The sequence below is a fragment of the Streptomyces sp. NPDC031121 genome (assembly GCF_055570615.1).
On record NZ_JBVIGV010000010.1, the window covers coordinates 100879 to 120108 of the forward strand.

General features: G+C 73.1%; 17 protein-coding genes. 16 read left to right on the forward strand and 1 reads right to left on the reverse strand.

What is annotated here, in order from left to right:
• Window positions 1-2 precede the first annotated feature (2 nt).
• Window positions 3-557 carry a beta-class carbonic anhydrase gene (locus ACZ462_RS19985; RefSeq protein ID WP_467807279.1) on the reverse strand — a complete coding sequence of 185 codons (555 nt, stop codon included), beginning with the start codon at window positions 555-557 and terminating at the stop codon, window positions 3-5.
• A 341-nt stretch (window positions 558-898) separates the two neighbouring features.
• Between ACZ462_RS19985 and rsmH the strand changes: the two genes are divergently transcribed.
• The 16 genes from rsmH (at window position 899) to ACZ462_RS20065 (ending at window position 19121) form a co-directional block, all read left to right on the forward strand.
• On the forward strand, window positions 899-1828 hold the full coding sequence (rsmH, locus tag ACZ462_RS19990) for a 16S rRNA (cytosine(1402)-N(4))-methyltransferase RsmH (protein ID WP_467807341.1): 930 nt from the start codon (window positions 899-901) through the stop codon (window positions 1826-1828).
• Window positions 1825-2394, forward strand: coding sequence for a cell division protein FtsL (gene ftsL / locus ACZ462_RS19995; protein WP_467807277.1), 570 nt, complete (start codon window positions 1825-1827; stop codon window positions 2392-2394). Before rsmH ends, ftsL begins: the two co-directional genes overlap by 4 nt.
• Before the next feature lie 117 nt (window positions 2395-2511).
• The gene (locus ACZ462_RS20000; RefSeq protein ID WP_467807276.1) at window positions 2512-4521 is read left to right on the forward strand and encodes a peptidoglycan D,D-transpeptidase FtsI family protein; all 2010 of its coding nucleotides are present in this window, start codon (window positions 2512-2514) and stop codon (window positions 4519-4521) included.
• Window positions 4522-4568: 47 nt separating this feature from the next.
• Window positions 4569-6296 (forward strand): UDP-N-acetylmuramoyl-L-alanyl-D-glutamate--2,6-diaminopimelate ligase, encoded by a 1728-nt coding sequence (locus ACZ462_RS20005; RefSeq protein WP_467807274.1) that lies wholly within the window; start codon window positions 4569-4571, stop codon window positions 6294-6296.
• A complete protein-coding gene (locus tag ACZ462_RS20010) occupies window positions 6293-7717 on the forward strand; it encodes a UDP-N-acetylmuramoyl-tripeptide--D-alanyl-D-alanine ligase (RefSeq protein ID WP_467807273.1) in 1425 nt (474 codons plus the stop codon). The genes ACZ462_RS20005 and ACZ462_RS20010 overlap by 4 nt, the downstream gene beginning before the upstream one ends.
• Window positions 7714-8784: a phospho-N-acetylmuramoyl-pentapeptide-transferase gene (mraY, locus tag ACZ462_RS20015; RefSeq protein WP_365510183.1), complete on the forward strand. Its 1071-nt coding sequence runs from the start codon at window positions 7714-7716 to the stop codon at window positions 8782-8784. The genes ACZ462_RS20010 and mraY overlap by 4 nt, the downstream gene beginning before the upstream one ends.
• A complete protein-coding gene (gene murD, locus ACZ462_RS20020) occupies window positions 8766-10205 on the forward strand; it encodes a UDP-N-acetylmuramoyl-L-alanine--D-glutamate ligase (protein WP_467807271.1) in 1440 nt (479 codons plus the stop codon). The genes mraY and murD overlap by 19 nt, the downstream gene beginning before the upstream one ends.
• Window positions 10206-10270: 65 nt before the next feature.
• Entirely contained in the window at window positions 10271-11656 is a 1386-nt protein-coding gene (gene ftsW, locus ACZ462_RS20025) for a putative lipid II flippase FtsW (RefSeq protein ID WP_467807270.1), read from the forward strand.
• Between the two features lie 6 nt (window positions 11657-11662).
• On the forward strand, window positions 11663-12757 hold the full coding sequence (murG, locus tag ACZ462_RS20030; RefSeq protein ID WP_114057193.1) for an undecaprenyldiphospho-muramoylpentapeptide beta-N-acetylglucosaminyltransferase: 1095 nt from the start codon (window positions 11663-11665) through the stop codon (window positions 12755-12757).
• Window positions 12758-13086: 329 nt separating this feature from the next.
• On the forward strand, window positions 13087-13812 hold the full coding sequence (locus ACZ462_RS20035) for a cell division protein FtsQ/DivIB (RefSeq protein WP_467807339.1): 726 nt from the start codon (window positions 13087-13089) through the stop codon (window positions 13810-13812).
• A gap of 280 nt (window positions 13813-14092) precedes the next feature.
• The gene (gene ftsZ, locus ACZ462_RS20040) at window positions 14093-15301 is read left to right on the forward strand and encodes a cell division protein FtsZ (protein WP_114057192.1); all 1209 of its coding nucleotides are present in this window, start codon (window positions 14093-14095) and stop codon (window positions 15299-15301) included.
• Window positions 15298-16029: a peptidoglycan editing factor PgeF gene (pgeF, locus tag ACZ462_RS20045; RefSeq protein ID WP_467807269.1), complete on the forward strand. Its 732-nt coding sequence runs from the start codon at window positions 15298-15300 to the stop codon at window positions 16027-16029. Before ftsZ ends, pgeF begins: the two co-directional genes overlap by 4 nt.
• A 3-nt stretch (window positions 16030-16032) precedes the next feature.
• Window positions 16033-16752: a YggS family pyridoxal phosphate-dependent enzyme gene (locus ACZ462_RS20050; RefSeq protein WP_467807268.1), complete on the forward strand. Its 720-nt coding sequence runs from the start codon at window positions 16033-16035 to the stop codon at window positions 16750-16752.
• 151 nt (window positions 16753-16903) lie between these two features.
• Window positions 16904-17512 (forward strand): cell division protein SepF, encoded by a 609-nt coding sequence (locus ACZ462_RS20055; protein WP_467807267.1) that lies wholly within the window; start codon window positions 16904-16906, stop codon window positions 17510-17512.
• Window positions 17513-17572: 60 nt separating this feature from the next.
• A complete protein-coding gene (locus ACZ462_RS20060) occupies window positions 17573-17869 on the forward strand; it encodes a YggT family protein (RefSeq protein ID WP_030155988.1) in 297 nt (98 codons plus the stop codon).
• Between the two features lie 82 nt (window positions 17870-17951).
• Window positions 17952-19121 (forward strand): DivIVA domain-containing protein, encoded by a 1170-nt coding sequence (locus ACZ462_RS20065; protein ID WP_467807265.1) that lies wholly within the window; start codon window positions 17952-17954, stop codon window positions 19119-19121.
• The last annotated feature ends 109 nt before the right edge of the window (window positions 19122-19230 follow it).

Here is a 19230-nt window from a genome sequence, read left to right on the forward strand (position 1 = left end):
ACTCACGAGGCGGGATCTATCTCCCGCAGGAGCCCGGTGTGCACGTCGAAGACGAAGCCTCGCACATCGCCGCGGTGGGGCAGGAAGGGGCTGGTCCGCACGCGCTGCATGGACTGGCGGACGTCCTGGTCGACGTCCCGGAACGCCTCGACGGCCCACGGCGGCCGCTGGCCCACCTCGTCCTCCAGCTCGTGCCGGAAGTCCTCGGTCAGGTTCTCCAGGCCGCAGCCGGTGTGGTGGATGAGGATGACCGAGCGGGTGCCCAGGGCGCGCTGGCTGATGGTGAGCGACCGTATGGCGTCGTCGGTCACGACGCCGCCGGCGTTGCGGATGGTGTGGCAGTCGCCGAGCTCCAGCCCCAGCGCGGCGTGCAGGTCGAGGCGGGCGTCCATGCAGGCCACGACCGCCACCCTGAGGACCGGTCGGGCGTCCATGCCGGGGTCGCGGAAGCCGGCGGCGTACGCGCGGTTGGCCTCGACCAGCCGGTCGGTGACGGAGCCGCCGGACGGGCCGGAGGCCCCGGCGGAGCCGGCGGGCGGGGGAGCGGAAGTCGTCATGCCTCCGACGGTAGTGGCCGCCCTGGGCCCCGGCTCGGGACGCTGCGGGAGGAAACGGGTCAACGCAACACGGTGTGAGCTGACCCACAGGGGTGGGCGGGAGGCCGCCATCCGGGTGATTCGCGCCTTTTGCGGGTTCCGGGCGAGGCAGGCGCACGGCGCGCGGGCCGGTTCGTTGACCCGGCGTGCCGTTGCACTAAAGTGGCGCGAACCGGCCGGAGCCCGGCCCTGACCGGCTGCCCGGCCCCCTGGTAACACTCCGCGTGCGCGGCGCGGCGTATGCCTGCCGCGCCGTTATCTGAGAGGGCGCTTTGACCAGCGAGTCCCGACACGTCCCGGTGATGCTCCAGCGGTGCCTGGACCTGTTGGCCCCGGCCCTCCAGAGGCCGGGGGCCGTCGTCGTCGACTGCACCCTCGGCCTCGGAGGCCACAGCGAGGCCCTGCTGACCCGATTCCCCGAGGCCCGCCTGATCGGCCTCGACCGCGACAAGGAGGCCCTGAGGCTCTCCGGCGAGCGCCTCGCCCCCTTCGGCGACCGCGCCACCCTCGTCCACGCCGTCTACGACGAGCTCCCCGAGGTGCTCGACCGCCTCGGCACCCCCACCGTCCAGGGCATCCTGTTCGACCTCGGCGTCTCCTCCATGCAGCTCGACGAGGCCGACCGCGGGTTCGCGTACGCCCAGGACGCCCCCCTCGACATGCGCATGGACCAGACGGCCGGGATCAGCGCGGCGGAGGTGCTCAACACCTACCCGGCCGGCGAGCTCGTCCGCATCCTGCGCCAGTACGGCGAGGAGAAGCAGGCGAAGCGGATCGTCTCCGCGATCGTCCGCGAACGGGAGAAGGAGCCCTTCTCCCACAGCGCCCGGCTCGTCGAGCTGATCCGCGAGTCCCTGCCGCAGGCCGCGAAGCGGACCGGCGGCAACCCGGCCAAGCGGACCTTCCAGGCCCTGCGCATCGAGGTCAACGGCGAGCTGTCGGTCCTGGAGCGGGCCATCCCGGCCGCCGTGGACCGCATCGCGGTCGGCGGCCGCATCGCCGTGCTGTCCTACCACTCCCTGGAGGACCGCCTCGTCAAGCAGGTCTTCGCCGCCGGGGCCGCCTCCACGGCCCCGCCGGGGCTGCCCGTCGTCCCCGAGAAGTACCAGCCCCGGCTGAAGCTCCTCACACGCGGCGCCGAGCTGCCCACCGAGGAGGAGATCGCCGAGAACCGGCGAGCCGCACCGGCCCGCTTCCGAGGCGTCGAACGCATCCGGGAGGCGAACCCGTGACCAAGGGCGGCGGGGGCGGGGCCGGGCAGCGCGGCCCCGCCGGGCAGGCGGCGCGCACACCGTTCGTCGTCCTGGTGGTCGCCCTGCTCGCCGGCGGCCTGATCAGCCTGCTGCTGCTGAACTCCGCCCTGAACGAGGGCTCCTTCCGGCTGGCCAAGCTGAAGAAGGAGACCACCGCGCTGACCGACGAGGAGCAGGCCCTCCAGCGGGACGTGGACGCCCACTCGGCCCCCGACGCCCTCCAGCGCCGGGCCGTCGAGCTCGGCATGGTCCCCGGCGGCAGCCCCGCGTTCATCGGCGGGGACGGCAAGGTCACCGGCACCGCCGCGGCCGCGGAGGCGCCCCCGCCGTCCCCCTCCCCCTCCCCCTCCTCCTCCCCGTCCGCGGCAGCGCCGGGAGCCGCCCCGGGCGCGCCCCCGCCGGGCGCCGCCGCCCCCGGCCCGGCAGCACCGCCGGCCGCGGCCACCGCCCAGCCGTCCGCCCCCGCCCCGGCACCGGCGCCCGCCGGCGGCGCCTCGCAGCCGGCACCCGGCGCTGGCCGGCCCAGCCCCACCCCCGGAAGGTGACGTCGTGAAACGGATCCCCGCGGGGCGCCCGACCGCCCCGTCCCCCCGCCGTTTCCCGGGGCCCCGCCCCGGCCGCCTCCGCCGAGCCCGCGCCGCCCGGCACCGCGGGGTGGCCGGGTGAGCCCGCAGGACACCCCCCGGCGCCGGGTCCCCGGCCCCGGCAGGCCCCGGCCCGGCAGCGCCGACCGGCCCCGCGTCAACCCCCGCCCCGCGGCCCGCAGGCCCGCCGCCCGCACCCCCCACACCATTCGGCTCGGCAGCCCCCGGCCCCGGCTGCGCCTGGTCGGCATCGGCCTCGCCCTGGTCATGCTCGCCTTCGTCGTACGCCTCCTCCAGGTGCAGGCCGTCGACGCCTCCACGTACTCGGCCAAGGCCTCCGCGAACCGCTTCACGACCGTGACCCTCGCCGCCGAGCGCGGCGAGATCACCGACCGCAAGGGCGTCGCCCTCGCCATCAGCGTCGACGCCTACGACATCACCGCCGACCCGCAGATGTTCACCCCGCAGATGAGCAAGGCGCCCGACGCCCCCGAGCAGGCCGCCGCCCTCCTCGCCCCCATCCTCGGCGCGGACTCGGGGGAGCTCGCCGCCAAGCTGAAGACGAAGAAGAGCCGGTACGTCGTCCTCGCCCGCCGCCAGACCCCCCAGGTCTGGAACCAGATCAAGGACCTCAAGCGGGTCTTCGCCGACAAGGCCGCCGCCGACAAGCGCAACAACGGCCCCGGCGCCAACGTCCTCGCCGGCGTGTTCAGCGAGGACAGCAGCAAGCGCGTCTACCCCAACGGCGACCTCGCCGCCGGGATACTGGGCTACGTCAACGCCGAGGGCCGCGGCGGCGGCGGCCTGGAGTCCTCCCTCGACCGCAAGCTCGCCGGCCGGGACGGCACCATCACCTACGCCCAGTCCGGCGGCCGGCGCGTCCCCACGGCCGGGTCCAACGAGAAGCCCGCCGTCCCCGGCGAGGACATCGAGCTGACCATCGACCGCGACATCCAGTGGGCCGCGCAGAGCGCCATCGCCGAACAGGTCCGCGCCTCCGAGGCCGACCGCGGCTACGTCATCGTCCAGGACACCCGCACCGGCGAGGTCCTGGCCATGGCCAACGCCCCGGGCTTCGACCCCAACGACCTCTCCCGCGCCAGCTCGGCCGCCATGGGCAACGCCGCCCTCCAGGACGTCTACGAGCCCGGCTCCACCGCCAAGGTCATCTCCATGGCGGCCGTGCTGGAGGAGAAGAAGGCCACCCCCGAGACGCGCGTCGAGGTCCCCAACCGGCTCCACCGCGGCGACAGGCTCTTCAAGGACGACATCGACCACCCGACCTGGTACCTCACCCTCAACGGGGTCCTCGCCAAGTCCTCCAACATCGGCACGATCCTCGCCACCGGCCAGCTCGGCCCGACCCAGCCCGACGCCAACCGCGTCCTGCACTCCTACCTCGACAAGTTCGGCATCGGCCGGCCCACCGGCCTGGACTACCCCGGCGAGTCCCGCGGCATCCTCGCCGGCCCCGAGGCCTGGTCGACCTCCCAGCAGTACACGATCCCCTTCGGCCAGGGCCTGTCCGTCAACGCCATGCAGGCCGCCTCCGTCTACTCCACCATCGCCAACGGCGGCGTAAGGATCGAGCCGACCCTCGTCCGCGGCACCAAGGGCCCCGACGGCCGCTTCACCCCGGCCCCCGCCCCCGAGCAGACCCGCGTCATCAGCGAGGAGACCGCCAGGACCCTGGCGCAGATGCTGGAATCCGTCGTCGACGACCAGGAGGGCACCGGCACCAAGGCCCGCATCCCCGGCTACCGCGTCGGCGGCAAGACCGGCACGTCCAACCGGGTGGATCCGGCCACCGGCCGCTACAAGGGCTACACCGCCTCCTTCGCCGGGTTCGCGCCCGCCGACGACCCCCGCATCACCGTCTACTGCGCCATCCAGAACCCCACCAAGGGCAGCTACTTCGGCGGCCAGATCTGCGGCCCCATCTACAAGAAGGTCATGGAGTTCGCCCTCAAGACCCTCCGGGTCGCCCCCACCGGCACCGCCCCCGCAGGCCTGCCGGTCACCTACGAGCCCGGCCCGCAGGCCGCCCCCCAGACCGCCCCCCGGCCCGGCACGACGCCCGGCCGGTGACCCCCGGGCCGCCGCGTCGGCCCCCCAGGAACCGTGAGGCACCACCAGTGACCACGATCACTCCCGAACCCGGGAACCAGCCGGCCGGGGCCGCCCCCGGCGGGCCCTCGCTTCGCGGGCGGCCCGCCGCGCCCGGTACGCTCACCGCCGTGTCCCACGCTGATCAGCCCAGAACCACCCCGCAGGACGCCCCGGCAACGCCGCCGGGCGCGCCCCGGCCCGCGTCCGTCCGCCCGACTGCGCTCGGTGCGCTCGCGCACCTGCTGGACCCCGGCGCCCCCGCGGAGCCCTCGGGCCCGCAGATCACCGGGATCACGCACGACTCCCGTGCGGTGCGCCCCGGCGACCTGTACGCGGCCCTGCCCGGCGCCCGGATGCACGGCGCCGACTTCGCGGCCCAGGCGGCGTCCCTCGGCGCCGCGGCGATCCTGACCGACCCCGCGGGAGCGGAGCGCGCGGCCGCCACCGGCCTGCCCGTGCTCACCGCCGACGACCCGCGCGGCCGCATGGGCGCCCTCGCCGCCGAGATCTACGGCCGCCCCGGCGAGGACCTGCTCCGCATCGGCATCACCGGCACCTCCGGCAAGACCACGACGGCGTACCTCGTCGACGGCGGCCTGCGCGGCGCCGGCCGCACCACCGGGCTCATCGGCACCGTCGAGATGCGCATCGGCGGCGAGCGCATCAAGTCCGAGCGGACCACCCCCGAGGCCACCGACCTCCAGGCCCTGTTCGCCGTCATGCGCGAACGCGGCGTCGAGGCCGTCGCCATGGAGGTCTCCAGCCACGCCCTGGTGCTCGGCCGGGTCGACGGCTGCGTCTTCGACGTCGCCGTCTTCAACAACCTGAGCCCGGAGCACATGGAGTTCCACTCCGACATGGAGGACTACTTCCAGGCCAAGGCGCAGCTCTTCACCGAGCGCCGCGCCCGCCTCGGCGTGGTCAACACCGACGACGAGTACGGCCGGCGCCTCGCCAAGGAGTCGCCGATCCCCGTCACCACCTTCTCCGCCCAGGGCGACCCGGCCGCCGACTGGCGCGCCGAGGACGTCGTCTTCGGGCACATGGACTCCACCCTCACCGTGGTCGGCCCGGACGGGCAGCGCATCGCCGCGCGGGCCCCGCTGCCCGGCCCGTTCAACGTCGCCAACACCGTCGCCGCGATCGCCGCGCTCGCCGCCGCCGGCCTCGACCCGCAGACCGCCGCCGACGGCATCGCCGCCGTCCCCGGCGTTCCCGGCCGCCTGGAGCGGGTGGACGCGGGCCAGCCCTACCTCGCCGTCGTCGACTACGCGCACAAGACCGACGCCGTCGAGTCCGTGCTCCGCGCGCTGCGCGAGGTCACCGCCGGCCGGCTGCACATCGTGCTCGGCTGCGGCGGCGACCGCGACTCCACCAAGCGCGGCCCGATGGGCGCAGCCGCCGCCCGGTTCGCCGACACCGCCGTGCTGACCTCCGACAACCCGCGCTCCGAGGACCCGCTGAAGATCCTCGCCGCGATGTTCGAGGGGGCCGTCTCCGTGCCCGCCGCCGAGCGCGGCACCGTCCTCGTCGACGCCGACCGGGCCGCGGCCATCGCCGCCGCCGTCGCGCGCGCCGAGCCCGGCGACACCGTGCTGGTGGCCGGCAAGGGCCACGAGCAGGGCCAGGACACCGCAGGTGTCGTACGCCCCTTCGACGACCGCGCGGTGCTCCGCGCCGCGATCGAGGCACAGGCCGCGCACGCCGCGCGGCCGAACCAACCGCACGTCCCCGAGGCCGAGGTGAACCAGTGATCGCCCTTTCCCTCGCCGAGATCGCCGACATCACCGGCGGGCGGCCCCACGACATACCGGACCCCTCGGTGCGGATCACCGGGCCCGTCGTCATCGACTCCCGCCAGGTCGAGCCCGGCAGCCTGTTCGCCGCGTTCGCCGGAGAGCGCGTCGACGGTCACGGGTTCGCCGAGGGCGCCGTCGCCGCCGGCGCCGCGGCCGTGCTCGCCACGCGCCCCGTCGGCGTGCCCGCGATCGTCGTCCCCGACGTCGAGAAGGCCCTCGGCGCGCTCGCCCGCGCCGTCGTCCGCCGCCTCGGCACGGACGTGGTGGCCCTGACCGGCTCCGCCGGCAAGACCTCCACCAAGGACCTCATCGCGCAGGTGCTCCAGGCCCACGCCCCCACCGTGTGGACGCCCGGCTCCCTCAACAACGAGATCGGCCTGCCGCTCACCGCGCTGCGGGCCACCGAGGAGACCCGGCACCTGGTCCTGGAGATGGGCGCCCGCGGCATCGGCCACATCGCCTACCTCACCGGCCTGACCCCGCCCCGCATCGGCGTCGTCCTGAACGTCGGCACCGCCCACATCGGCGAGTTCGGCGGCCGCGAGCAGATCGCCCTCGCCAAGGGCGAACTCGTCGAGGCGCTGCCCGCGGAGGCCGACGGCGGTATCGCCGTCCTCAACGCCGACGACCCCCTCGTGCGCGCCATGTCCGCCCGCACCAAGGCCCGTACGCTGCTCTTCGGCGAGGCCGACGACGCCGACGTCCGGGCCGCCGATGTCCGGATGACGCCGTCCGGACAGCCCTCCTTCACACTTCACACACCCACCGGGTGCGGCGAAGTGACCTTGCGCCTGTACGGTGAGCACCACGTGTCGAACGCGCTCGCCGCGGCCGCCGTCGCCCACGCGCTGGGCATGTCCGTCGAGGAGACCGCCACCGCGCTCTCCGGGGCGGGCACGTTGTCCCGGTGGCGGATGGAGGTCACCGAGCGGGCGGACGGCGTCACGGTCGTCAACGACGCCTACAACGCGAACCCCGAGTCCATGCGGGCCGCACTGCGCGCGCTGGCCGCGATGGGCGGCGCCGCCAGGGCGAACGGGGGGCGCACGTGGGCGGTGCTCGGTCCCATGGCCGAGCTCGGTGACGCCTCGCTGGCCGAGCACGACGCGGTGGGACGGCTTGCCGTCCGGCTCAACGTGAGCAAGCTCGTCGCAGTCGGGGGCAGGGAAGCGTCCTGGCTGCAACTGGGCGCCTACAACGAGGGTTCGTGGGGTGAGGAGTCGGTGCTCGTGTCCGACGCGCAGGCGGCGATCGACCTGTTGCGCAGTGAACTGCGCCCGGGTGACGTCGTGCTGGTGAAGGCTTCCAGGTCGATCGGGCTGGAGCGGGTGGCAGAGGCGCTGCTGGCCGGCGAGGGCGAGGTCGCCGGCCGATGAGGCAGATCCTGTTCGCCGGTGTCATCGGCATGTTCCTCACCGTCGTCGGCACCCCGCTGCTGATCAAGCTGCTGGCCCGCAAGGGCTACGGCCAGTTCATCCGCGACGACGGCCCGCGCGGCCACCTGGGGAAGAAGGGCACGCCCACCATGGGCGGCATCTCCTTCATCCTGGCCACGCTCATCGCGTACGCCCTGACGAAGGTGCTCACCGGCCAGTCGCCGTCGCTGTCGGGCGTGCTGGTGCTGTTCCTGATGGCCGGCATGGGCCTCGTCGGCTACCTCGACGACTACATCAAGATCGTCAAGCGGCGGTCGCTCGGCCTGCGGGCCAAGGCCAAGATGGCCGGCCAGCTGATCGTCGGCATCGCCTTCGCCGTCCTCGCGCTCCAGTTCAAGGACGCCCGCGGGCTGGCGCCGGCCTCGACCAAGCTGTCGTTCGTCACCGACTTCGGCTGGTCGATCGGACCCGTCCTGTTCGTGGTCTGGGCGCTGTTCATGATCCTGGCCATGTCGAACGGCGTGAACCTGACGGACGGTCTGGACGGCCTGGCCACGGGTGCCGCGGTGATGGTCTTCGGCGCCTACACCTTCATCGGGGTGTGGCAGTTCCAGGAGTCCTGCGCCAACGCGCAGACCCTGACCAACCCCAACGCCTGCTTCGAGGTGCGCGATCCGCTCGACCTCGCGGTCGTCGCCTCCGCCCTGATGGGCGCCTGCTTCGGCTTCCTGTGGTGGAACACCTCGCCGGCCAAGATCTTCATGGGCGACACCGGCTCGCTGGCCCTCGGCGGCGCGCTCGCCGGCCTCGCGATCTGCTCCCGCACGGAGTTCCTGATCGCCCTCCTCGGCGGCCTGTTCGTCCTCATCACGCTGTCGGTCGTCATCCAGGTCGGCTCCTTCCGGCTCACCGGGAAGCGCGTCTTCCGCATGGCGCCGCTCCAGCACCACTTCGAACTCAAGGGCTGGTCCGAGGTCCTCGTCGTGGTCCGCTTCTGGATCATCCAGGGCATGTGCGTCATCGTCGGCCTCGGCATCTTCTACGCGGGATGGGCAGCGGACAAGTGACCTCCTGGCAGGGCAAGAACATCACCGTCGCCGGCCTCGGCGTGAGCGGCATCAGCGCCGCCCGCGCCCTGGCCGGCCTCGGCGCCTCCGTCACCGTCGTGGACGGCGGGGACTCCGAGGGCCACCGCGCGAAGGCCGCCGAACTCGCCGCACTGGGCGTCTCCGTGCGCCTCGGCGACGCCGCGACGCTCCCCGAGGGCACCGGCCTCGTCGTCACCTCGCCCGGCTGGAAGCCCGACAGCCCGCTGTTCCGGGCCGCCGCCGAGGCCGGCGTCGACGTCGTCGGCGACGTGGAGATCGCCTGGCTGCTGCGCGACTCCCGCCCGGACCGCAGGCCCGCCCCCTGGCTCGCCGTCACCGGCACCAACGGCAAGACCACCACCACCCAGATGCTCGCCTCGATCCTGCGGGCCGCCGGCCTGCGGACCGCGGCCGTCGGGAACATCGGCACCCCGATCATCGACGTGGTGCTGGGCGACGAGGAGTACGACGTCCTCGCCGTGGAGCTCTCCAGCTACCAGCTGCACTGGGCGCCCTCGGTGCGCGCCCACTCGGCCGCCGTGCTCAACCTGGCGCCCGACCACCTCGACTGGCACGGCTCCATGGAGGCGTACGCCGCCGACAAGGGCCGCATCTACGAGGGCAACACGGTCGCCTGCGTCTACAACGCCGCCGACCCGGCCACCGAGCGCCTCGTGGAGGAGGCCGACGTCGAGGAGGGCTGCCGCGCCATCGGCTTCACCCTCGGCGCCCCCGGTCCCTCCATGCTCGGCGTCGTGGACGGCATCCTCGTCGACCGGGCGTTCGTCGAGAACCGGCAGCGCAACGCGCAGGAACTGGCCGAGGTCGGCGACGTCGACCCGCCCGCCCCGCACAACATCGCCAACGCCCTCGCCGCGGCCGCCCTGGCCCGCGCCTTCGGCGTCCCGGCCCGCGCCGTCCGCGACGGCCTGCGCGACTTCCGGCCCGACGCGCACCGCGTCGCCCGCGTGGACGAGGTCGACGGCGTGGTGTACGTCGACGACTCCAAGGCGACCAACACGCACGCGGCGGAGGCCTCGCTGGCCGCGTTCGAGCCGGTCGTGTGGATCGCGGGCGGCCTCGCCAAGGGCGCGACCTTCGACGAACTCGTGCAGAAGTCCGGCAAGCGGCTGCGCGGCGCGGTGCTGATCGGCGCCGACCGGGCGCTCATCGCCGAGGCGCTGGCGCGACACGCCCCCGAGGTCCCGGTCGTCGACCTCGACCGGACCGACACTGGGGCGATGCCCGCAGCGGTCAGGGAAGCGGCCCGGCTCGCCGAACCCGGCGACACGGTCCTGCTGGCGCCCGCCTGCGCATCGATGGACATGTTCGCGAACTACAACGAGCGCGGGGACGCGTTCGCGGCCGCGGTGCGCGAACTGGCCGGCGGGAGCGCCTAGACCGGGCAGGGAGGTCCGCTCGGACCGGCCGCCCGCCCCGTACGAGTGGAGGGGAAGGTCACGAGATGCCGGCCAGACAGGTGCTGCCCGGGCGGCGGCCGTCCGCCGCGAAACCGGCGCGGGGCGGCCCAGCCCTCAGACCGCAGGGCCGCCGCCGCCCGCCGGGCCTGCGGCGCCCCGCGGGCGGCGGGCCGCTGACTCGGATCCGGCGCACCCAGCAGCAGGTGCGCCGGGCCTGGGACCGGCCGCTGACCGCCTATTACCTGATCTTCGGCAGCTCGCTGCTGATCACCGTGCTCGGCCTGGTGATGGTCTACTCGGCCTCGATGATCAAGGCGCTCCAGCTGGGGCTGGGGGACGCGTACTTCTTCAAGAAGCAGTTCCTGGCCGCCCTGATCGGCGCGCTGCTGCTGTTCGCCGCCTCGCGCATGCCGGTGAAGCTGCACCGGGCGCTGTCCTACCCCGTCCTGGCCGGCACGCTCTTCCTGATGGTCCTGGTGCAGGTCCCCGGGATAGGGGTCGCGGTCAACGGCAACCAGAACTGGATCTCGCTCGGCGGCCCGTTCATGCTCCAGCCCAGCGAGTTCGGGAAGCTGGCGCTGATCCTGTGGGGCGCCGACCTGCTGGCCCGCAAGGGCGACCGGGAGCTGCTGGCCCAGTGGAAGCACCTGCTGGTGCCGCTGGTCCCGGTGGCGTTCCTGCTGCTCGGCCTGATCATGCTCGGCGGCGACATGGGCACCGCGGTGATCCTCGGGGCCATCCTGCTCGGGCTGCTGTGGCTGGCCGGGGCGCCCACGAGGCTGTTCGCAGGGGTCCTCGCCTTCGCGGGTGTGATCATCGCACTGCTGATCAAGACCAGCCCGCACCGGATGTCCCGGCTGTCCTGCATCGGCGCGACGGAACCGGGCAAGGACGACCTGTGCTGGCAGGCCGTGCACGGCATCTACGCCCTCGCCTCCGGCGGATGGTTCGGTTCCGGGCTGGGTGCCAGTGTGGAAAAATGGGGACAACTGCCCGAAGCCCACACCGACTTCATCTTCGCCATCACCGGGGAGGAACTGGGACTGGCGGGGACGCTGTCGGTACTCGCCCTGTTCGCGGCTCTAGGCTATGCGGGTATCCGCGTGGCCGGACGCACGGAGGACTCCTTCGTACGGTATGCCGCGGGAGGCGTGACCACCTGGATCACGGCCCAGGCCGTGATCAACATCGGTGCGGTGCTCGGTCTGCTGCCGATCGCCGGGGTCCCGCTCCCGCTGTTCTCGTACGGCGGTTCCGCTCTGCTGCCGACCATGTTCGCGGTCGGACTGCTCATCGCCTTCGCGCGGGAGGAGCCCGCCGCACGCGCGGCGCTCGCGATGCGCCGGCCGAAGAGCGGCCGGCTGCGGACCGGGCAGAGATGGAAGACGATGAGACGGCGCGTCACGAGGCGTCCGTCCGGAGAGCGGTGAAATTCGGTGCATGTCGTACTCGCCGGTGGGGGGACCGCCGGCCACATCGAGCCGGCGCTCGCCCTCGCGGACGCCCTGCGCAGGCAGGACCCTTCCGTGGGCATCACCGCGCTCGGCACGGAGCGCGGGCTCGAAACCCGCCTGGTGCCCGAGCGCGGCTACGAGCTGGGCCTGATCCCGGCCGTCCCGCTGCCCCGCAAGCCCACCCCCGAGCTGATCACCGTCCCGGGGCGGCTGCGCGGCACCATCAAGGCGGCCGAGGAGATCCTGGAACGGACCAAGGCCGACGTCGTCGTCGGCTTCGGAGGCTACGTGGCCCTGCCCGGCTACCTCGCCGCCAAGCGGCTCGGCGTGCCGATCATCGTCCACGAGGCGAACGCCCGGCCCGGCCTGGCCAACAAGATCGGCTCCCGGTACGCGCACGCCGTCGCGGTCTCCACGCCCGACAGCAAGCTCCGCGGCGCCCGCTACGTCGGCATCCCGCTGCGCCGGACCATCTCCACCCTGGACCGCGCCGCGGTCCGCCCCGAGGCGCGTGCGGCCTTCGGCCTGGACCCCAACCTGCCGACCCTGCTGGTCTCGGGCGGCTCCCAGGGCGCCCGCCGCCTCAACGAGACGATGCAGCAGGTCGCGCCGACCCTCCAGCGCTCCGGGATCCAGATCCTGCACGCGGTCGGCCCGAAGAACGAACTGCCGCACGTCGACAACATGCCCGGGATGCCGCCCTATGTCCCGGTACCGTACGTGGACCGGATGGACCTCGCGTACGCCGCCGCCGACATGATGCTGTGCCGCGCGGGCGCGATGACCGTCGCCGAACTCTCCGCCGTCGGGCTCCCCGCCGCCTACGTCCCGCTGCCGATCGGCAACGGCGAACAGCGGCTCAACGCCCAGCCGGTGGTCAAGGCCGGCGGCGGCCTGCTCGTCGACGACGCGGAGCTGACGCCCGACTGGGTGCTCGGAAACGTCCTGCCGGTGCTCTCCGACCCGCACCGCCTGTACGAGATGTCCCGCGCAGCCTCCGAGTTCGGCCGCCGGGACGCCGACGAGCTGCTGGTCGCGATGGTGTACGAGGCGGTCGCAGCCCACAGGAACCGCTGAGGCGGGACAGCGCAGACGCAGGAGGCACAGCAGTGGCCGGAGCCAGGAGCACGCAGGGCGGGACGCCGTTCCCCGACCGGTCCGACCGGTCGGCCCGCAAGGCCCCCGGCTCCGGCCCGGGTCCCGGCCCCGCCGGGGCGGCCGAGGCGCCGAAGCGGCCCGTGCGGCCGAAGGTTCCGAAGCCGTCCGAGCAGTCGGAGCAGCCCGGCCGGCCGAAGCAGCCCAAGCCCGCGAAGGCCCCCAAGGGCCCCAAGGCCCCCAAGGCCTCCAGGGCGCCCAAGGGCCCCAAGGCCTCCAAGGCATCCGGGCCGGGCGGCCCCGGGCCCCGGGTGCGCGGCCTCGTCCGGAAGCTGCGCGGCCGGGGTCGGCTGCTGGCCTTCGGCTCCGCGGCGGCGCTGCTCGCCGGCGGCGCCTGCTGGGTCCTGTACGGCTCCTCCTGGTTCCGCGTCGAGGACGTGACCGCGGCCGGCACCCGCGTGCTGACGGCCGAGCAGGTCCTCGCCGCGGCGGCCGTCCCCGTCGGCGCCCCGCTCGTGAGCGTGGACACCCGCGAGATCGAACGCCGCGTACGGGCCCGGCTGCCCCGCGTCGATTCGGTCGAAGTCGAGCGGTCGTGGCCGCGCGGAATCGGTCTGGAAGTGACGGAGCGCAAACCCGTCCTGCTCATCAAAAAGGACGCCAACTTCGTCGAAGTGGACGCTTCGGGTGTCCGCTTCGACACGGTTGCGAAAGCACCGGCCGGCGTCCCCCTCCTCGCCCTCGACGCCTCCCGCTCGCCGAGCGGCCGCCGCTTCGACGAGGAGCGGCTGCTGCGCGAGGCGGTGGGGGTCGCCGGGGACCTGCCGGCCTCCGTCGCCAAGGAGACCGTGCAGGTCAAGGTCGCCTCGTACGACTCGGTCGTGCTGGAGCTGACCGGCGGGCGCAAGGTGGTGTGGGGAAGCGGTGAGCAGGGGGCGGCGAAGGGCCGTGCGCTGACCGCCCTCCTCAAGGCGGCACCGAAGGCAGGTCACTTCGACGTCAGCGTCCCCACGGCCCCTGCCGTGTCCGGGAGTTGACGTCCGGTCGAACAGCGGCGCACCCTGGTTGGCCACCGATACGGGTGATCACATAGGGTGAAAAGAAAAACGGGAGGTTCGGCGTGTTCGTTGAACACGCGCTACTTGTCGACTTAGTGTCCTGTTCGGAAGAGTCCAGGGAACAGGCACATACTTAACCCTAAACTTCAGGGTTAGGGTTCGGGTCGGCGCGTTCGGACCGTCCCACATTTCGGCATCAGTCGTCGCACCGCAGGCACGCGAGGCGGCGACACGTAACTCGAGGCGAGAGGCCTTCGACGTGGCAGCACCGCAGAACTACCTCGCAGTCATCAAGGTCATCGGTGTCGGCGGCGGTGGTGTCAATGCCATCAACCGAATGATCGAGGTCGGTCTCAAGGGCGTCGAGTTCATCGCCATCAACACGGACGCACAGGCCCTGTTGATGAGCGACGCCGACGTCAAGCTCGACGTCGGCCGCGAACTCACCCGGGGGCTCGGCGCCGGAGCCAACCCGGCAGTCGGTCGCAAGGCGGCAGAGGACCACCGCGAGGAGATCGAGGAGGTCCTCAAGGGGGCCGACATGGTCTTCGTCACCGCCGGCGAGGGCGGCGGCACCGGCACCGGCGGCGCCCCCGTCGTCGCCAACATCGCGCGCTCGCTCGGCGCCCTGACCATCGGCGTCGTCACCCGTCCGTTCACCTTCGAGGGGCGGCGCCGCGCGAACCAGGCGGAGGACGGCATCGCCGAGCTCCGCGAAGAGGTCGACACCCTCATCGTCATCCCGAACGACCGGCTGCTGTCCATTTCGGACCGCCAGGTCTCGGTGCTCGACGCCTTCAAGTCGGCCGACCAGGTCCTGCTCTCCGGTGTCCAGGGCATCACCGACCTCATCACCACCCCCGGCCTCATCAACCTCGACTTCGCCGACGTCAAGTCCGTGATGTCCGAGGCCGGCTCCGCCCTCATGGGCATCGGCTCGGCCCGCGGCGACGACCGCGCCGTGGCGGCCGCCGAGATGGCGATCTCCTCGCCGCTGCTGGAGGCGTCCATCGACGGCGCCCGCGGCGTCCTCCTGTCCATCTCCGGCGGCTCGGACCTCGGCCTGTTCGAGATCAACGAGGCCGCCCAGCTGGTCAGCGAGGCCGCCCACCCCGAGGCGAACATCATCTTCGGTGCCGTCATCGACGACGCCCTCGGCGACGAGGTGCGCGTCACCGTCATCGCCGCCGGCTTCGACGGCGGACAGCCGCCGGCCCGCCGCGACAACGTCATCGGCGCCGCGTCCACCAAGCGCGAGGAGCCCGCGCCGGTCCCCGTCCGCGCCCCCGAGCCGGTCCGCCCGGCCTTCGGCGGACTCGGCACGGTCACCCCGCGCGAGGAGCCCCCGGCCCCGGCGGAGCCGGCCCCCGCGCCCGAGCCGCCGGCCCCCGCACCGCAGGTCCCGACGGCCCGCCCCTACCAGGACAGCCCGGCCGAGGAGCTGGACGTCCCGGACTTCTTGAAGTGACACCGGAGCAGCACACCGAGAACGGCGCCCACTTCGCCTTCACCGACCGGTGGGGCGGGGTGAGCGCCGTTCCGTACGAGGAGCTCAATCTCGGCGGCGCGGTCGGAGACGACCCGGCCGCCGTTCTCGCGAACCGGGCGATCGCGGCGGAGTCCCTCGGCCTCGCACCGGAATCCGTGGTCTGGATGAACCAGGTCCACGGCCGGGACGTGGCCGCGGTCACCGGCCCCTGGGCCGCCGGCGCCGAGGTCCCGCAGGTCGACGCCGTCGTCACCGGCCGCCGGGGCCTCGCCCTCGCGGTGCTGACCGCGGACTGCACCCCCGTCCTGCTCGCCGACCCCGTCGCCGGGGTCGCCGCCGCCGCCCACGCCGGGCGCCCCGGCCTGGTCGCCGGGGTGGTGCCCGCGGCGCTGGAGGCGATGGCCGCGCTGGGGGCGGAGCCCGGGCGGATCATCGCCCGCACCGGCCCCGCGGTCTGCGGCCGCTGCTACGAGGTGCCGGCCGCGATGCGCGACGAGGTCGCCGCCGCAGTCCCGGCCGCCCGGTCCGAGACGAGCTGGGGCACGCCCGCCGTCGACGTGGCCGCCGGCGTGCACGCCCAGCTCGCGGAGGCGGGGGTGGTGAACCGCCACCGCTCCCCGGTCTGCACACTGGAGTCGCGGGACCACTTCTCGTACCGCCGCGACCGGGTGACCGGGCGGCTTGCCGGATATGTCTGGTTGGACTAGGTGATGACGGATCGTAAGGCGGAACTCGCGGCGAACCTCGCGCGCGTGGAGGAGCGGATCTCCTCCGCGTGCGCGGCCGCGGGCCGCGAGCGCGGGGAGGTGACCCTGATCGTGGTCACCAAGACGTACCCCGCGAGCGACGTACGACTGCTGGCGGAGCTGGGGGTCCGCCATGTGGCGGAGAACCGGGACCAGGATGCCGCGCCCAAGGCGGCGGCCTGTGCGGATCTGCCCCTCACCTGGCACTTCGTGGGCCAGCTGCAGACGAACAAAGTCCGTTCCGTTGCCGGTTACGCCCATGTCGTGCAGTCCGTCGACCGTTCGAAGCTCGTGACGGCCCTGTCGGCGGCGGCCGTGCAGGCCGGGCGGGAGCTGGGCTGCCTCGTCCAGGTCGCCCTCGACGCGGAGTCCGGCGAGCGCGGCGGCCGCGGCGGCGCGGCGCCCGAGCAGCTCGCCGGGCTGGCGGACCTCGTGGCCGCGGCGCCCGGACTGCGGATCGACGGCCTGATGACCGTCGCGCCGCTGGCAGGGCCCTACGCGGGACGCGAACGCGCCGCTTTCGAGCGGCTGGTGGAATTGTCATCCCGCCTGCGCGCGGACCATCCGGCTGCCACGATGGTGTCGGCCGGGATGAGCGCGGACCTGGAAGAGGCCGTGGCGGCCGGTGCGACACATGTACGCGTCGGCACCGCGGTACTCGGCGCGAGACCCCGGCTCGGGTAACGTCGCGAAGAAAGTCGGACCACAGCAGAAAATATGGTCATTCCCGCTGGTGAGCGGGCAGGCCACGTGGATCGCGGGCAGTTGGTGACTTCGGTGGGACAGCGACACACCTGCGACAGGGCGATCCACCACAGAGCGGAGGACTCGGAGAATGGCCGGCGCGATGCGCAAGATGGCGGTCTACCTCGGCCTCGTGGAGGACGACCGGTACGACAACCCGGGGTACGACCCCGATGACGAGTTCGAACCCGAGCCGGAACCGGAGCGGGACCGCCGGCGCCAGCAGCCCGCGCACCAAACGCCCGTAACGGACGAACCGGTACGGGTCGTGCAGCCCCCGGCGCAACGGGAACCCGTCCCGTCCCCGGTGGAAAGCGGACGTCCTGCGCGAATCGCCCCCGTGGCATCCATCACACCTGAACGCACGAACCTGGAGAAGAACGCCCCCGTGATCATGCCCAAGGTCGTCTCCGAGCGGGAGCCGTACCGCATCACGACGCTGCACCCCCGGACCTACAACGAGGCCCGTACCATCGGGGAACACTTCCGTGAGGGCACCCCGGTGATCATGAACCTCACGGAGATGGACGACACCGACGCGAAGCGACTTGTCGACTTTGCCGCCGGTCTCGTGTTCGGATTGCACGGCAGCATTGAACGAGTGACACAGAAGGTGTTCCTGCTCTCGCCTGCTAACGTCGATGTCACGGCGGAGGACAAGGCCCGCATCGCGGAGGGCGGGTTCTTCAACCAAAGCTAGACCGATCCGTCAGACACGGGGCCGGGAACAGAGCGGAAGCAGGGGAGAGGGAAGCGCGGGATGGGTGTCGCACTACAGGTGGTCTACATCGCGCTGATGTGCTTCCTCATCGTGCTGATCTTCCGGCTGGTGATGGACTACGTCTTCCAGTTCGCACGTTCATGGACACCCGGCAAGGCGATGGTGGTCGTCCTGGAGGCGACCTACACTGTGACCGATCCGCCGCTCAAGCTTCTCCGGCGGTTCATTCCGCCGTTGCGTCTCGGGGGCGTGGCACTGGACCTGTCCTTCTTCGTTCTGATGATCATCGTTTACATCCTCATCAGCTTCGTGAGCACCGCTGCGAGAAGCGTGTGAACGATGAGCTTTCCCGCGAGCGCGGGGACAGTCCCGATACGGTCCTGCCGACTGCCGACGACTACGTAGAGGTGAAGAAGACATGCCGCTGACTCCCGAGGACGTGCGGAACAAGCAGTTCACGACCGTCCGCCTCCGAGAAGGCTATGACGAGGACGAGGTCGATGCCTTCCTCGACGAGGTCGAAGCCGAGCTGACGCGCCTGCTGCGCGAGAACGAGGACCTGCGCGCCAAGCTGGCCGCGGCCACGCGCGCCGCCGCGCAGAACCAGCAGCAGCAGGGCATGCGCAAGCCGGAGCCCCAGGACCAGCGCGGACCCGGCGCCCCGGTGCCCGCCGCCATATCCGGCCCGCCGGCGCAGCAGGGCCCGCCGCAGATGGGCCCGCCGCAGCTCCCGGGCGGCCAGCCGCAGCTTCCCGCCGGTCCCGGCGGCCCCGGCCCGCAGGGCCCCGGCGGCCCCGGCCCGATGGGCGGCCCCATGCAGCCGATGGGCCAGCCGATGCAGCAGATGGGCCAGCAGTCCATGGGCGGCCAGAACCCGCTCGGCCAGCAGATGCAGCCCATGGGCCAGCAGATGCAGCCGATGGGCCAGCCGATGCAGCAGATGGGCCAGCAGATGCAGCCCATGGGCCAGCAGCCGCAGCTCCCGCAGCAGGGCCCCGGCGGCGACAGCGCCGCGCGCGTCCTGTCGCTGGCGCAGCAGACCGCCGACCAGGCGATCGCGGAGGCCCGCTCCGAGGCCAACAAGATCGTCGGCGAGGCGCGCAGCCGCGCCGAGGGCCTGGAGCGCGACGCCCGCGCCAAGGCCGACGCGCTGGAGCGGGACGCCCAGGAGAAGCACCGCGTCGCGATGGGCTCCCTGGAGTCCGCCCGCGCCACGCTGGAGCGCAAGGTCGAGGACCTGCGGGGCTTCGAGCGCGAGTACCGCACGCGCCTGAAGTCCTACCTGGAGTCCCAGCTGCGCCAGCTGGAGACCCAGGCCGACGACTCCCTGGCCCCGCCGCGGAACCCTGCGGGCCCCGCGCTGCCGGCCTCGCCGTCCCCGTCGATGGCCCCGGCCGGTGCCATGGGCATGGGCGGACCGTCCCCGATGGGAGGCCCCTCCCCGATGGGCGGCCCGTCGTACGGCGGACAGCAGCAGATGTCCCCCGCCATGACGCAGCCGATGGCTCCGGTGCGGCCGGCAGGGCCCTCGCCCATGCAGGCGCCGTCCCCGATGCGCGGCTTCCTCATCGACGAGGACGACAACTGACGTAGGCCGCCGCTCAGCGGCCGGCAGGCAGTCACCACGGGCCGGGGGGGGGGGGGGGGGGGGGGGGGGGGGGGGGGGGGGGGTGTCATTCGCTTGCATCTACCGGTGT